The 16,299-nt window shown below is 35.3% G+C and carries 11 protein-coding genes; 6 read left to right on the forward strand and 5 right to left on the reverse strand.

Annotated elements, in window-relative coordinates; translation table 11 throughout:
• The first annotated feature begins 44 nt into the window (after nt 1-44).
• The 3 genes from Q4503_RS10805 (at nt 45) to Q4503_RS10815 (ending at nt 6,427) form a co-directional block, all read left to right on the forward strand.
• Nucleotides 45-2,933: a pitrilysin family protein gene (locus Q4503_RS10805; RefSeq protein WP_303602256.1), complete on the forward strand. Its 2,889-nt coding sequence runs from the start codon at nt 45-47 to the stop codon at nt 2,931-2,933.
• A 121-nt stretch (nt 2,934-3,054) separates the two neighbouring features.
• Complete coding sequence (gshA, locus tag Q4503_RS10810) at nt 3,055-4,644, forward strand: glutamate--cysteine ligase (RefSeq protein ID WP_303602257.1); 1,590 nt, start codon at nt 3,055-3,057, stop codon at nt 4,642-4,644.
• A 769-nt stretch (nt 4,645-5,413) separates the two neighbouring features.
• Nucleotides 5,414-6,427 (forward strand): MBL fold metallo-hydrolase, encoded by a 1,014-nt coding sequence (locus Q4503_RS10815; protein WP_303602258.1) that lies wholly within the window; start codon nt 5,414-5,416, stop codon nt 6,425-6,427.
• A gap of 168 nt (nt 6,428-6,595) precedes the next feature.
• Here the strand turns inward: Q4503_RS10815 and Q4503_RS10820 are convergent, their stop codons facing one another.
• A complete protein-coding gene (locus Q4503_RS10820; RefSeq protein ID WP_303602259.1) occupies nt 6,596-8,938 on the reverse strand; it encodes a TonB-dependent receptor in 2,343 nt (780 codons plus the stop codon).
• A 383-nt stretch (nt 8,939-9,321) separates the two neighbouring features.
• Between Q4503_RS10820 and Q4503_RS10825 the strand changes: the two genes are divergently transcribed.
• Complete coding sequence (locus Q4503_RS10825) at nt 9,322-9,651, forward strand: multidrug efflux SMR transporter (RefSeq protein ID WP_215971962.1); 330 nt, start codon at nt 9,322-9,324, stop codon at nt 9,649-9,651.
• Nucleotides 9,652-9,736: 85 nt separating this feature from the next.
• Here the strand turns inward: Q4503_RS10825 and Q4503_RS10830 are convergent, their stop codons facing one another.
• Both Q4503_RS10830 and Q4503_RS10835 read right to left on the reverse strand, forming a co-directional pair.
• Nucleotides 9,737-10,480 carry a DNA/RNA non-specific endonuclease gene (locus Q4503_RS10830; RefSeq protein WP_303602260.1) on the reverse strand — a complete coding sequence of 248 codons (744 nt, stop codon included), beginning with the start codon at nt 10,478-10,480 and terminating at the stop codon, nt 9,737-9,739.
• Between the two features lie 241 nt (nt 10,481-10,721).
• Nucleotides 10,722-11,624: a LysR family transcriptional regulator gene (locus Q4503_RS10835; protein WP_303602261.1), complete on the reverse strand. Its 903-nt coding sequence runs from the start codon at nt 11,622-11,624 to the stop codon at nt 10,722-10,724.
• Nucleotides 11,625-11,784: 160 nt separating this feature from the next.
• Here Q4503_RS10835 and Q4503_RS10840 point away from each other — a divergent pair, with 160 nt between their 5' ends.
• On the forward strand, nt 11,785-12,306 hold the full coding sequence (locus Q4503_RS10840; protein WP_303602262.1) for an NADPH-dependent FMN reductase: 522 nt from the start codon (nt 11,785-11,787) through the stop codon (nt 12,304-12,306).
• Nucleotides 12,307-13,090: 784 nt separating this feature from the next.
• Nucleotides 13,091-13,711 carry a hypothetical protein gene (locus tag Q4503_RS10845; RefSeq protein ID WP_215971925.1) on the forward strand — a complete coding sequence of 207 codons (621 nt, stop codon included), beginning with the start codon at nt 13,091-13,093 and terminating at the stop codon, nt 13,709-13,711.
• Nucleotides 13,712-14,083: 372 nt separating this feature from the next.
• Here Q4503_RS10845 and Q4503_RS10850 read toward each other — a convergent pair whose 3' ends face one another.
• Both Q4503_RS10850 and Q4503_RS10855 read right to left on the reverse strand, forming a co-directional pair.
• The gene (locus Q4503_RS10850) at nt 14,084-15,388 is read right to left on the reverse strand and encodes an HlyC/CorC family transporter (RefSeq protein WP_215971926.1); all 1,305 of its coding nucleotides are present in this window, start codon (nt 15,386-15,388) and stop codon (nt 14,084-14,086) included.
• 44 nt (nt 15,389-15,432) lie between these two features.
• On the reverse strand, nt 15,433-16,233 hold the full coding sequence (locus Q4503_RS10855) for an inner membrane protein YpjD (protein WP_303602263.1): 801 nt from the start codon (nt 16,231-16,233) through the stop codon (nt 15,433-15,435).
• Nucleotides 16,234-16,299: the final 66 nt, after the last annotated feature.

Here is a 16,299-nt window from a genome sequence, read left to right on the forward strand (position 1 = left end):
ATAATTCAATCAATCTATTTTTACTCTCAATATCGGATGTTATTTTGAAAAATACGTTTTATTTTATCTCTAAAATTAGTGCTGTTGCCGTTGCTAGTGCTTTACTATTTGCCTGTACGAATCAAGGAAATTCTCAGCAAAATTCCGCTAACATTGGTGCACAAGTCAGCTTGCCTGCAGGTGTTGAACTAGTTGAGACTGTCGTTGCTACCGACGAACGTTTAGTTATACCGTTTAAAAAATATAAATTAGACAATGGTTTAACCGTTATTTTACACCAAGACGACTCTGATCCTTTGGTTCACGTTGATGTTACATATCATGTCGGTTCAGCAAGAGAACAGCTTGGAAAATCAGGTTTTGCTCACTTTTTTGAACATATGATGTTTCAAGGTTCAAAAAATGTAGCTGATGAACAGCATTTTAAAATTGTTACGCAAAGTGGTGGTAGTTTAAATGGAACAACTAATGCGGATAGAACGAATTATTACGAAACAGTACCTAAAAACCAATTAGAGAAAATGCTTTGGCTTGAGTCAGACCGCATGGGTTTTTTATTAGAAACTATCACTGAAGAGAAGTTTGAAATACAACGTGCTACCGTCAAAAATGAACGTGGACAAAATGTTGATAACCGCCCTTATGGTCGGTTGAACGAAACGATTAATCAAATGATGTACCCAAGAGAACATCCATATTCTTGGCCGGTAATTGGTTATTTACCTGATCTTGATCGAGGCACGGTTACCGATTTGAAAGAGTTTTTTAGCCGCTGGTATGGTCCAAATAATGCCGTGTTAACTATCGGCGGTGATATAGATGAAGTGCAAACATTGGCTTGGATTAAAAAATATTTTGGTGACTTAAAAGCTGGTCCTCAAGTAGATAATATGCCAAAACAACTAACAACATTAGCTGAAGATCGTTATTACTCATTCAGTGATAATGTGTCTTTGCCTTTACTTTATATTAGTTTTCCAACGGTTTATGGCATGCATGAAGATGAAGCTGCTTTAGATGTTTTTGCAAATATTATAGGTAATGGACCCACATCGTTACTTTATAAGAACTTAGTCAAATCTGGTATTGCAGTACAAGCGGGGGCAAATCACCCTTGTAAGGAATTATCTTGTCAAATGAGCTTTTACGCTTTGCCCAATCCACAGCAAGGCATGGCGTTAGCTAAAATTGAACAGGTTATCAACGACACTCTACTTGAGTTTGAAGAACGTGGTGTTAATGATGAAGATTTACTCAAAACGAAAGTAAGTATTGAAACCGGTACTATTTATGGCTTACAAAGTGTTTCAGGTAAAGTGTCAACGTTAGCGCATTATCAAACAGTTTTAGGAAATGCTGACTATTCTGAACAGCAAGTTGCTCGTTACAATAAAGTGACTAAAGCCGATGTTATGCGTGTTTATCAAACTTATATTAAGGATAAAGGCGCGGCTATATTATCCATTTACCCTAATGAACAAAAAGAGTTAATCGCTAAAGCAGATAATTTTGTTTTACCTGACATTAATACTCCTCCAGCACTTACTCCAATTGATACGCCTATCATGAGCAATAGCAGCACCTTTGATCGTAGTGTTATGCCAAAGTCTGGTACTAACCCGCAAATTGAAGTACCGACATTGTGGCGTGATAGTTTTGATAATGGCATACAAATTATTGCAACAGAAAATAATGAAACGCCAACGGTAAGTTTATTATTAAGTATCGAAGGAGGACCTTTACTCGATCCTATAGAAAAAGCAGGTCTTGCCTCGCTTACTGCAAGTTTAATGAATGAAGGTACTACTAATTATACTAAAGAAGAACTCTCTAATGAACTCGCCAAACTAGGTAGTGATATTTCAGTGAGCGCATCAGGAAGAAATACAACGATTAGAGTTAATTCTTTGGTCAAGAATCTTGATGCAACTTTGCTGTTAATGGTTGATATGATGAGAAACCCTGCTTTTGCAGAAAGTGATTTTGACCGAGTTAAAAATCAGCTAATTCAGGGGTTAGAGCAAGGTAATAAAGATGCTCGCAACTTAGCAAATAAAGCATCTAAGTTGGTAACTTATGGCGAAAATAACCGTATAGGCTTATCAAATGAAGGTACTATAAGCACAGTTTCTGGTATTACTTTGGCTGATGTTAAAGGCTTCTATCAACAGTATTTTTCACCTAAGCAAGCGAGCTTGGTTATTGTTGGTGATATCAGTAAAAAAGAAATTCTACCTAAACTGGATTATTTAAAATCATGGAAAGGGGCTGACTATACAATCCCTTCATATGAGTCATTCCCTGAAATAACGCCGAATAAGATCTACTTTGTTGACTTACCAGGCGCCAGCCAGTCAGTTATCAGCTATAGTCGTAGAGCAATGACTTATGATGCGACAGGAGATCACTTTAAAGCGACATTAATGAACTATCCATTAGGTAGCGCATTTAATAGTCGCATTAACTTGAACTTACGTGAAGATAAAGGTTACACCTATGGTGCATCAAGTTATTTTACGGCAGGAAAAACGTTAGGGTTATTTAGTGCAGGCGCTAGCGTTAAAAAAGAGCATACTTTTGATGCTATGGTTGAAATTGAGAAAGAATTAGCTGATTATCAAGAGAATGGTTTAACAGGTGAAGAAGTTGACTTCATGCGCCAAGCGATTTCACAAAATGAAGCGTTAAGTTACGAAACACCAGGAAAGAAAAGTGGTTTTTTAAGACAGTTACTACAATTTAATTTACCTGAAAACTATAGCGAACAGCAAAATAAAATTATCAACACCATTACACTTAAACAGTTGAACGAGATTGCTGCAAAAGAATTGAGCCAACCGATGCAATGGATTGTTGTTGGCGACGGTCAAGTTATTAGATCGCAGTTAGAAAAAATGAATTTAGACATTGTAGAACTACAATTGGCTAACTAAAGACCCTTTAAAATGGTCAATAGATTAGCTTAAATCTAATATTAACTTGAAAAATAATAAAAACACCTTATTTATAGAGGATTAAATAAGGTGAATTTATTTACCATCGTTAGGAATTATTTTGACATTATCTTTGAACGACTATATTAACGTTTTCAATCAAAACGAAAACTTTAAAACACTCGCCGGCATTGGTCGTGGTATTGAACGTGAAGCATTAAGAGTATTGCCTGAAGGAAAATTGTCTGAACATGGTCACTATCATGAATTAGGCTCAGCATTAACACATGGTGAAATAACCACTGATTACTCAGAAACCTTACTAGAGTTCATTACACCAGTAAGTCACTCGCCTGAGATGGCTATCGCCCAATTACAAGATATTCAAAAGTATACCTTTGATAATATTGATGGTGAATTACTGTGGCCAATGAGTATGCCTTGTTTTGTTGACGACGCTAATAAAGTGCCTTTGGCACAATATGGTCATTCTAATATCGGCAAAATGAAAACAGTTTACCGTCAAGGGTTAAAAAACCGTTACGGCTCTATGATGCAAGTGATTGCCGGTATTCATTTTAATGTTTCATTTTCAGAGGGGTTCTGGGAAGTAATACGTACCGCTCAAAATAGAAATGAACATATGCCAATGAAAGATTTCATTTCCGAGCAATACTTTTCAATTTTAAGAAACTATAAACGTTATTGTTGGTTAATTCCTTACTTGTACGGTTCTTCACCCGCTATTTGTGAATCTTTTTTACAAGGAAAAACGCCACAGTTACCCTTTAAAAAAACGTCAAGTGGTGCTTTGTATTTAGAATATGCAACATCGTTACGTATGAGTGACCTAGGATACACAAGTAGTGAACAGTCTAGTTTGCAAATTTGTTATAATAACCTGCATGATTATGTTGATGGCGTACAAAATGCTATTGGATTAAAGTCAGAAGAGTTTGCCAAAATTGGCGTAAAAGTGGATGGCGAATATCAGCAGTTGAACAGTAATATCTTACAAATTGAAAACGAATTATATGCGCCTATTCGCCCTAAACAAATAATAGCACCGGGAGAAAAACCTTCCGAAGCACTTCGTGAACGCGGAGTTGAGTATATTGAAGTTAGAGCGCTTGATGTAAACCCGTTTGTTGATACTGGTATTAGTCTGGAGCAAATACACTTTTTAGATATTTTTATCACTTATTGTGCTTTTATTGAAAATAATAAATTTGATTGTGACTCTCAAAAACATTATGAAAATAATATGAATGATGTGGTCTTGAAAGGTCGTGATCCAACATTAATGCTGTCAGATCAAGATTGTGCTGGAGAAGTGCACTTAAAATCTATTTCAACATGGGGAAATGAGCTTTTTGATGATATGGCTAAGGTGGCATTGTTGTTAGACAGCGCTTATCAAACAAAGCAGTATTCAGAGTCTATTATCAGAGAAAGGGCAAAAATTAATGATGCAACATTAACGCCTTCAGCCAAAATTTTATCTCTTATGGTAGAGGGGGAGCAATGTCTTACTGAGTATTCATTAACTCTGGCAGCTAAATACCGTGAGGAAACAATTGCTCGTGATTATCAATTTTATTCACAACAATATTTTATTGATGGCGCAACTCAATCACATAAAAAACAACGTGCTATTGAAGAAAGTGATACTTTAAGTTTTGATGATTTCCTCGTTAATTACTTTAAATAAATGTTTTAAATAAGTAATGTTATTTAATACTCTTAAGTCAATTACCTAATAAAAGCGTACTAGCAATAGTACGCTTTTTTCTTATCTAAATCCTCATTAGTAAAACGCTAATAAACTGTTTCTATTAAAATAAATTTATAAAAACATGAAGCTTATCTAATAGAAAACTAGAAATAACATTCACTGTTGTTGTTACCCGAATAGAGTCATCGATTTCCAAGCAAAAAAAATGCATCTATAAGAATAGATGCATAAAAAAACATGAAACACTAACTAAGGGAAATAACATTACTGTTAAATAAGAGTCACTTCTTACGATAAAGTTCAATTTATTTGTAGAAGAATAAATTTATTTAAAAAGTTAGAAATCACTTTTAGTGTTATTTTTACCAGAATAGAATCATTGATTCTCAGGCAAAAAAAATGCATCTATAAGAATAGATGCATAAAAAACATGAAACACTAATAAAACATTAAGGAAATAACATTACTGTTAAATAAGAGTCACTTCTTACGATAAAGTTCAATTTATTTGTAGAAAGAATAAGTTTATTTAAAAGCAAGAACTCCTCTTTCATATATTAACTATATACTTGTATGGATTAGCTTAATTATTTTTAGAAAAATTACTCGTAAAGTTAATTTGCTGTTGCTCTGTTGTGTGGCTTAATAATGATGGAACATAACGAAGAGCAATAGAATAACTTGCATAATATCAAATGTTTGAAATAATAAAATTCTTGCAAAGTCATTCGGTTAAAATACCTTTATGTATAACATTATAAAATCATTCGTTTTACTACTTATCACCTGTTGTTCTTTTCATTTATTCGCTACAGAGCTTGATACCGAAAGGGCACCCGTTTTTGAACTTGTTGTACTGGGGGATTCCGGTGGTGGACGAGATGGTAATTTAAGTGCTTTTTTACTTCGAGATTTAACCGACGATAAATATGTTGCGCTTGATGCAGGGACTTTATTAAACGGTATTGAGGAGTCGCTACAACAAAATGCCTTTAGCGGTCTTAAAATTGATACTGAACAAAAATTAACGCCGAGTATTAATATTTTACGTAACCATATTGCAGGATACTTGATAAGTCATGGACATTTAGATCATATTGCAGGCTTGTTGGTAGTCTCTCCCGATGATAATGCTAAGCCTATATACGCATTACCGTCGGTTAACAAAGCAATCATTAGCTCTTACTTTAATTGGCAAGCGTGGCCTAATTTTTCTAATCGAGGTAATTCACCTAGCTTAAACAAATATCAAATGGTCGACTTACCTTTAGCAACAAACGTTGAGGTAGCAGATACATCATTAAAAGTTAGCGTCTTTAGCTTAAGTCATCCCGTAGAGTCTACTGCATTCGTTATCGAAAATGACAAAGATATTATGGTGTATTTTGGCGATACGGGGCCAGACGAGTTAGAAAAAGAAAATAAAATTGAAAAAGTATGGCAGTACCTTGCAGATCAAGTTAAGTCTAAAAATTTACGTGGCATTATAATAGAATCATCTTTTCCTGATAATCACCCTGACAAATACCTTTATGGACATTTAACCCCTAAATGGTTAACGAAAGAGTTAATGAGCTTGTCTGCTTTACTTGATGATCCTGCAATATTAAAAAGTACAAAAGTGATTGTTAGTCATGTAAAGAGTAGTACATTAAAAGGTGTCGATGCGAGTGCAGTGGTTCAAAGCCAATTACAGCAACATAATAAATTAGGTTTGAATTTTATAATGGCAAAACAAGGGCATAGGGTTTTGCTGTAAGCAAAGTGTATTCTAATAAGTCTAAACTTAACGGCAGGCATTAATCGCTAGCGTTGCTAACATGAGGAAGTTATTGATAAAGCGAAACGGTATTCCATCTCGCTTTAATGAACAAAGTAATGAATCACTCCTTGATTCATTACTTAATTAACTCCTTGCAAACGTACTTTAGAAGTTCATTAAAAAGTTTACGCCAAATGTACGTGGTGACCCTTTTAATAACGTGTCTGGTGTTAAACCTGTTGTTGGAAAATAGCCTACGTTGTAGTCTTTATCCGCTAAGTTTCTAACCCATAATGCTACTTCCCAATCTTCAGTTTCTAAAGCCATACGTGCATTAGTTACAACGTAAGACTCAACTAAGTCATTGTTATCAATTGTCTGGAAGTGTTCACCTGTGCTACTCGCATCAAGTTGAGTTCGTAAGGTAAATTGTTCGTTTAGTACTACCGCATAGATCGCCGCTACGTTCCACGAAACATCAGGAGAGAAAGGTAAATCATTACCTTCTATTGCAGCATCTTCACCTTGGAAGTTATTAATTTCAGATGAAATAAAAGAGCCTGCAGCTCTAAGATCTAATCCTTCAAAAGGCGTTAAAGTAAAGGCAATTTCTGCACCTTTAATCGTTGCATCAGACACATTTGCGCGCACATTAGTACTTGCACCCGCAACAATTAACTTAGCTGTTGATTGGTAGTCTTCAAAATCATAATAGAACAAGTTTCCTTCAGCAGAAAAAAGTCCATCTTTCGTGCGGTATTTAGAACCAACTTCATACGCAACTAAGGTTTCTGAATCAATTGGTAGCGCTTCTTCAGGCGTTAATATCGTTGAACCATCAAAACCACCTGCTTTATAGCCAGTGCTAACAGTCGCATATAGTCGCAATTCTTTTGTTGGTGAAAATATACTGCTTAGTTTCCATGTTACTTTACTGTCATCAAGTGACTGATCAAATAATAACGGTGAGTTAGGATCGATAGGAACGCCAATATAAACATCACCCGCTGGGAAGAATGTTGGTGCTGTACCATAAACACCATAAGGGTCAAGGTTTTGAGTTCGCCCTTTAAAAGTAACATCGTCTGACGAATAGCGTATACCCGCTTCTAATGTAAACCAATCTACTGGTGACCAATCTGATGAAGCAAAAACACCTAAAGACTCACGCTCTTGAATATAATCAGTTTGAACATCAGTTTGCCATAAACCAGAATTCAAGAAACGTAAGTTAGTGCCAAAATCAATTTCATCTTGCAGCGCGAAAGCACCTACTAACCAACCAATGTTGTTGTCATAGGTACCGGCAAGTCTAGTTTCAACAGTAAACTGCGTAAACTCATTTCTAAATAAATAATCAGCAACCGAAAATGGTAAGTTATCAGCTGTTTCATAGTTACGATCAAGCGTTTCGTAACCCAAAATAACCGTTCCTGTAGTGCCAGAGGCAAAATTATGATCAACTTGTATATTTAGGCCTACTTGCTCAGAATCTAATTCAGGCAACACATTTGAATAAACAGTGAAAGGGTCGTTATCAAGCGCGTTAGCAAATTCAATTAAGGCAGGATCTTGTGGGTTAAGGAAAAAAGCGTCTGATAGACTATATTCAGCCCAGTTATCAGAAGTAACATCAGGAATAGCTAATTCGCTTTTATCTTGACCAAAAGTAAGTCTTGTCGTGACTATGGTTTCATCAGATGCTTCCCACTCTACCGTAATACGAGCAGATTGCTTATCGGCTCCGCCCCAACTCCCTTGAGCAGCTACATTTTCTTGTGCGTCAATAGTACCTGGCGCATAAGAAAAATCAGTTCCTGGACCGGTACCTAAATGTTCGTAAAAACCATCAGATGTTTCATACATACCTGCGATTCTCACAAGTAGCACATCTGAAATTGGAATATCAACAGCGCCTTCACCACGATAGCTACCAAAGTTACCTATGTCTAAATCAAGGTAACCACCAAAATCAACGCCTGGACGTTTACTGATAATGTTTACCGCACCAGCGGTCGCATTACGACCATACAAGGTACCTTGTGGTCCTTTTAATACTTCAACTCTGTCAATATCAAAGTACTGACCATTTAACAATCCGTTCGTGCCTTGATAAATACCATTTACGTGAATAGCTGCAGATGCTGAGCCATTAGGGTTGAAATCATCGTCACCAACGCCTCGAATAGTGATTCTAGGTGATGAAGCGCCGGCGTAAGTTTCACTGTAAACTACGCCTGGTGTATTAAGGGCTAAAGATTCTGCATCGCCAGTACCATTCGCTCTAAGTTGTTTTCTATTTAGTACATTGACAACGCCTGGAATATCTTGAATAGACTCAGTTTTCTTACGTGCGGTTACCGTAATAACTTCTAAATTTTCAGCTGTTTCACTTTGTGCAAAGGCAGATACACTTGTTAAACTTGAAGTCGCAATAAATGCTCCACTAACTGCTAACGCAATCGTTTTTTTCATGAAAATTTCACTTGGTATTTTATGGTTTGCCATGGTCGGTCCTGTATAAAGGGGGTTGGTAGAGTTTTCTATCGCTAATTATATAGCTTAAGTAAATGTAATATAAAAAAATATAGATTTTTTGTAGTTTACCTCACGATTATTACAATTATTAGGTTAAAGGCCCTAGCGTCCCTTATCTTTCGTGATAATAATATGTTGAGGGTGTAACAGGGAGTATAGTTAGCTGTTATTGAAGCGGTTACTCAAGTTGCTACTTCATAAAGTAATAAGTAACGTCTTTGTCGCCATATCGATTAAGGCTATGAGGTTAATGCTGGTACTTTGCTAATTTTTTTTGATAACTTTATTTTGACAATTGTAGTTTAATAGCTTGCTACTGAAGTAGGCTTAATATGTTTATAGAAGGATTGAGTATGGGATATTGGTATTTGGCAATAGCGATTTGTGCCGAAGTTGTCGCAACATTAGCACTTAAAGCGTCAGATAATTTTACTCATGCAACGTTCAGTACTCTATGTGTTATTGGATATGTCGTTGCTTTCTATTTTTTATCTTTAGTGCTCAAAACGGTTCCTGTTGGTATCGCTTATGCTATTTGGGCTGGCATGGGAATTGTTTTAATTACAGCAATAAGTGCAGTTGTATATAAACAAGTGCCCGATTTACCGGCTATTATCGGTATGTGTTTTATTTTAGCCGGCGTTGTTATCATTAATGTACTTTCAAAAACGGTAAGTCATTAACGTATGTTAAGCGGGAGAATGATAGCTTGCTTTTTCTCCCGTTAATATTCGAGACTAATTAACTTCTATATAGCTTCGGATAAACCTAGCAACCGAGTCTTTTCAATATTTCTATTGAGTCAGTAAAGCTTGGGATAGCAAATGGTATTTCTGCTTTTAGCGCCTTATTATTCGTTTTTTGCTGGCAATAATCCGCTTTTCTTGGCAAGTCTTGATCAAAGATGAAACTCGCGGCATTACCTTTTAAGTCGTAGATTATTTTAAAGTATGAAGATGGAATGACGTGCGATTCATCTGCTCCGGGTAATGGCTGTTCTTCTTTTGAATATAAAGTACCTGTGATCACATAAAGTGAGTTTCTAAAACTTACGGCATTACGAACAGCAATTTCTAATGCAACCCATGCTCCTTGGTTTAACGCTGACTTTTGAGGCGTGATATTAGACAGGTAGTTTAGCTCTGTCCAGTTTTTATGTCCTGCAAAGCTAGCGAGAGGTGCCTGATGACCACGGTCTGTTTTTAATAACTTAAATGCACCTTTATAGTCCGGCTCTTCTAATGATTCATCATCGTCTACTAGCTTGTCATTTCCCCAATTTCGACCTGGGCTATCACCAAAGTTAGCTACATCGACTTCATAAGCAACCCAATCGGCAAACTTTGTTTTTGGATTATTGCTTAATGCGTAAGTATGATTAAATACAACATCGTTATTTACTATCTCTAAACTAGGGCAGCCTAAAGGGCAGTGTACGCTTCTAATTTCAGCATTGCTCATGGCGCTATAAGCGATAAGCGGTAACAGCATGAATTTTTTAATTTTTAACATTTATTCTACTCGCAGTATTTTATTGCTGAAATTTAATATAGCGCTTCATTTATAGCAACCCTTTGTTTTATTTTGTTTGCCGAGAAAGACAAACGCTTTTTTAGTCATGATACTTTACGGGGAAACCAGAGGGTAAGTAAGAAAATAAGTAAGAAGGTAAGCATGTGATAAAATAGTGTATGTTTAGCAGAGCATGAGCTTGTAGCAAATCTACTTTTTTCAAGTTTACGTAACGTTTATTTTAATCGCCTAAAGTTTCTATAATAAAGTCGATAAAACTTCGCACTTTTGCTGACATATGTTTTCTACTTGGGTAAACCATATAAACGCCTATTGCGGGTTTAGGCCAATCAGAGAAAACTTCAACTAATGTGCCGGTTTCCATTTCATCTTTCAATGCAAAACGTGGTACGCGAATTATGCCTTGGCCAGCAACACCTAAGGCTATTTCTAATGAGGCATTATTGGTTAGTACATGACTTTCAACATTTACTTGAATTGCTGCGCCATTATTATCGTGAAATAACCAAATATTGGGCTGCTTTGAATTGCTGTAGGTGATTATTTTATGTCGTGTTAAATCATAAGGGTGCTCAGGTATACCGTGTTTAGCTAGGTAATTTGGGGATGCTAATACTAAAGCTTCTGACTGAGTAATTCTGCGGCTAATTAAGCTAGAGTCTTCAAGTTGTACTGTGGCTCTTATGACTAAATCAAAGCCATCAGAAATAAGGTCAACTTTTCTGTCATTAAGCTCCAATTCTAGCTGCACTTTTTGATATTTTTCAGTAAATTGGCTCAATACTGGACTAAGGTTAGATAAACCATAAGAAATTGGGCAGCTGATTCTAAGTTTACCGCTAGGCTCTGATTGATTACCGACAATGGCATTTTCTGCTTGCTCTGCATCTTCAATAATTTGTTGGCAGAGTTGAAAGTATAATTCACCTTCTTGCGTTAAGCTCAATGATCGCGTTGTTCTATGTAACAAACGAATACCTAGACGAGCTTCTAGTTTATTAACTTCTTTACTAATGTAGGAAGTGGAGTGACCGGTAATATCTGCGGCTAAGGTAAAGCTGCCCGACTTTACTACATGAAAAAAAACAATCATGCCATCGAATAATTTATTTTTAATTGCCATGATATGTTCCTGTTAAATTAAAAATTATTTTTAATGTGAGTCAATCGTGAATCAATTAAATGTCATTTGGAAATAATATGTCCACAAAAACAATATTAATAATCAAATGATAATAATTTAAAGTGTAACCATCCAATAAGATAAAAGATAGGAAATGATAATGAAAGTACTCGCATTCGCAGCAACAACTAGTAAAAACTCTATTAATAAGCAGTTAGCCAATTATGTCGCTAAACAAATTGAGGGAGCGCAAGTAGAACTACTTGATATAAATGATTATGAAATTCCTCTGTTTAGTGAAGATAGAGAAAAAGAGTTAGGGCAACCTGCGCTTGCAAAAGCTTTTTATCAAAAGCTTGGAGAGGCAGATGTTATTGTAATCTCTTTTGCTGAACATAACGGCTCTTATGCCGCAGCTTATAAGAACCTTTTTGATTGGACGTCTCGCATTAATAGACAAGTATTTCAAAACAAGCCGGTTATTATGTTGGCAACATCACCAGGGCCGGGTGGCGCTGCAACTGTATTGTCGGCAGCTCAGGGCTCAGCGCCTCACTTTGCCGCCGATTTAAAAGGAGCTATTTCAGTACCAAACTTTTATGATAATTTTGATGTAGAAAGCGGACAATTAACAAATAAAGCGCTCGTCGATAATATAAAAGCGGTAATTGCGAAACTTTAATTAATTAACGTTAATAACTTCATTTTAGTCAATTAACTTTAGTCACTCAGTAAAGTTAACCATTTAGGCGCATTTAAACACGAGTTAATACATTGTATTTCTCATTAGATTGCGCTTGAACATATCAATAATCTCCTTTCTTCACGTAAAAAATACGTCTATAGAAATAGATGTATAAAAAAATGAAACTTATCTAATAGAAAGAGGGAAATAACATTAGTGTTCTTTTTACTTAAATATAGTCACTGCTCTGCAGGCAAAAAATATATCTATAAGAATAAATGTATAAAAAAATGAAACTTATCTAATAGAGAGAGGGAAATAACATTAGTGTTATTTTTACCTAAATATCAATCACTGATCTGCAGGCAAAAAAAATGCATCTATAAGAATAGATGCATAAAAACATGAAACACTATAAAACATTAAGGGAATAACATTACTGTTAAGTAAGAGTATGTTCTTGCGATATAGTTCATTTTATTTTGTAGAAAGATGAAGTTTATTTAAAAAGGGCAGAAATAACATTAATCACTAGTCATCTTTGAATATAGTCACTGATCTGTAGGCAAAAAAAATGCATCTATAAAAATAGATGCATAAAAACATGAAACACTATAAAACATTAAGGGAATAACATTACTATTAAGTAAGAGTGACTTATTACGATATAGTTCAATTTATTTGTTAATATTGAAAAGGGTGGGTTAATAATGCTAAACCGTTAAAAATCTGGCACTATTGTATTCATTATTTTTTACGTTTAAGTGCCACTTTATATTTTATGCTTACTGCTAAACTCTCTTGCATTACTTTGGCTAGTATATTGTTGTTGTCAAGTTGTGCGACACCTCCTCCCCAAAACCCTGAAAATATTTGCGAGATCTTTCGAGAGCATCGTGATTGGTATTTTGCTGCTAAAGACGCGCGAGAGCGTTGGGGCGTGCCCATTCATGTGCCTATGAGTATGATGTACCAAGAAAGCTCTTTTAAACATAATGCCTTACCTCCTAGAGACTATTTACTTGGCTTCATCCCTTGGGGTAGAGTGAGTACTGCTTATGGTTACTCACAAGCTAAAACAATGACATGGAATGATTATACTAGAGAAACGAATAACTCAGGAGCTGATCGTGATGATTTTGAAGACGCGATTGATTTTATGGGGTGGTTTATTTTTAAAACACAAAAAATTAATGGTGTTTCAAAGTGGGATGCCTATAACCAATACTTGAATTATCATGAAGGCTGGGGTGGTTTTAAGCGTAAAAGTTATAAAAAGAAGTCGTGGTTAGTGGGCGTTGCTCGTAAAGTAGACAATCGTTCTCGCCGTTATTCTTCTCAATTAAAAAGTTGTGAAGAAGAATTAAATCATGGCTGGCTATGGCGATTATTCTTTGGCTAAATAACAATAATTGATGTATTTCACTTGCTGGATATTTACGTTGAGAAGTTATTCTCTAGAAGATAAAAATAATAAAATCCTTGTTTAAAAGCCTTGCCATTTTATTATTTTTATGAATTTTTTTAGCTAAACCACGACTTATATGGCTTAAAGCTAGACGTTTTTATTTTTATTAAAAAAGTGTGTTTTTTTCTTAAAAATTTGTTGAAATAGTTAAAAGCTGTAATTAATAGGCTTTGACCTTGTTATCCACAGAAATTGTGGAAAGCTATTTTCATTAAGTTGCTTGTGGATAACATTGTGATTAACTTTTTTAACTGTTGATAGATTTAATCTACTTTAAGATAAACTTAAAGTAGATTGCTTGATTGGCTATTCTTCATCTATTTCTTCATCAACGAAATATTCAGGCATTACTCTTACGGTATTAATTCTATTTTCTGAAGCGTCAACTATTTCTATTGGATAGCCAGCAATACGAACGCTAATGTTATTTTGTGGAATATCTTCTAAATGCTCAATTATCATACCATTAAGTGTTTTTGGGCCATCTGTTGGTAATTGCCATGACATTTCTTTATTTACGTCTCGTATACTGGCATTACCTTTTACTAAGTAACTACCGTCAGGTTGTAAAGTAACTACATCACTTGGCGTTGGCGTTTGAGTTGTGGTGAAGTCACCAACAATTTCTTCCAGAATATCTTCTAAAGTCACTAAGCCCTGAATATCACCATATTCATCAACAACCAAGCCTAAACGTTCTTTAGCATGTTGAAATTTTAATAGTTGGATATTTAGCGGTGTACCCTCAGGAATAAAATAAAGCTCACGTACAGCACGTAATAAGGTTGCTTTAGTATATTGGCTTTTTGACAATAGTTTTAATGCATCACGGGCGTGGATATAGCCAACTACATCATCTATATTGTCACGATATAATAATACCCGTGTGTGATTTGCCTGCGTTAGTTGCTTTTGAATTCTTTTCCAGTCTTCATTAACATCTATGCCAACTAATTCACTTCGTGGGATCATTATGTCGTCAACACTTACTTTTTCAAGATCGAGTATGCTCATTAGCATGCTTTGATCTCGTTCGTGTAATAATGCGCCAGATTCATTTACTACAGTACGTAGCTCTTCACTGCTTAAACTGTGTTGTTCTCGTTGCTCTGAACTGATACCTAATAACATTAATATGCCATTAGTAATCCAATTAACGCTGACAACCAGCGGTAGCAATAACTTTAATAGTAAGGTTAAAAATATTGAGCTAGGAAAAGCAATTTGTTCTGGGTATAAAGCTGCGAGTGTTTTAGGGGTTACTTCGGCAAAAATTAAGACCACTAAAGTCAAGATAACCGTGGCTATTAAAACACTGATATCTTCTGATATCCCCAGTTCATGCGATAACCTTAACGCTATAATTGTTGCTATAGCTGATGCAGCTATATTGACTAAGTTATTGCCAATTAAAATTAAGCCAATCAGTCTGTCAGGGCGTTTTAGAAGATCGCTGACCCGTTTAGCCCCTTTGTGTTTTTCTTTTTCAAGATGCCTTAGTCTATAGCGGTTGAGCGACATCATACCTGTTTCTGAACTAGAAAAATAAGCAGATATAAGGATCAGTATGCCAAGAATAATAAATAGCATCTGAGTTGATATGTTATCCAAAAAGGAAGTCCTTCAATAATATAATAAGAATATTTAGTAAAAAATTAAGATAGCAGAAACTCTTTAACGAATCGACTACCGAAGTATGACAAAGTTAATAACGTACTAGCCGTAACCATAAGTACTAATATACGATGACCTCGCCAGCCTTGTATATGGTGGCCAACTAAAATCACTGAGTACAATAGTAATGCTAGAAGAGATAGAACTGTTTTGTGTATATTTGCTTTCGCGAAAAAGCCCTCTAAAAAAATGAAACCAATAAGCTCACTGGTAAATAAACAGATTGCGCCAACAACTAAAATAGTAAATAGTTGTTTTTCGACTTGCATTAATGGAGGAAGATGCGCCACTGCCGTTAGGTTTTTTCTTTTTAATTTAAAGTTAATATAAGTTACTTGGAAGGCATATAAAGTGGCAATAATTAAAATACAATAAGCAATTAAAGCGATACTTATATGGCTAATTAAAATAACTTTATTCGCCACTAATGGGATTGATTCAGTGGTAGGAATAAAAGTTCTCACAAGCTGCCAAATACCTGCAAAACCGTAGATAACAGGAAGTAATAGATTTACCTTTACTCGTAATGCGACAATTGAAATGGTGATAGTAATAATTAGGCTTACTAAAGAAATAACATTAGGGAGACTGAAGTTAATACCATTTTGGGTAAAAAATAATTGACTATCGTTAAACAAGTGAATAGTGATAGCCGTTATTGCTAATATTAACACTTGTCCAATGTTAGGTCCGTTAGGGTGAAATAAGCGAGATATAATTGCCATAGTGGCTAGCAAGTAGGCGATAAACGCCAAGCCTGAACCAATAACCTGAAAATCCACTAATTTAAACTCCTAAAGACACTAAATATAACTTCATTAATTCTATCAGATAAAACGTTAACTACC

The sequence above is a fragment of the Colwellia sp. 6_MG-2023 genome, from assembly GCF_030547765.1.
In the GTDB taxonomy this organism is placed as follows: domain Bacteria; phylum Pseudomonadota; class Gammaproteobacteria; order Enterobacterales; family Alteromonadaceae; genus Colwellia.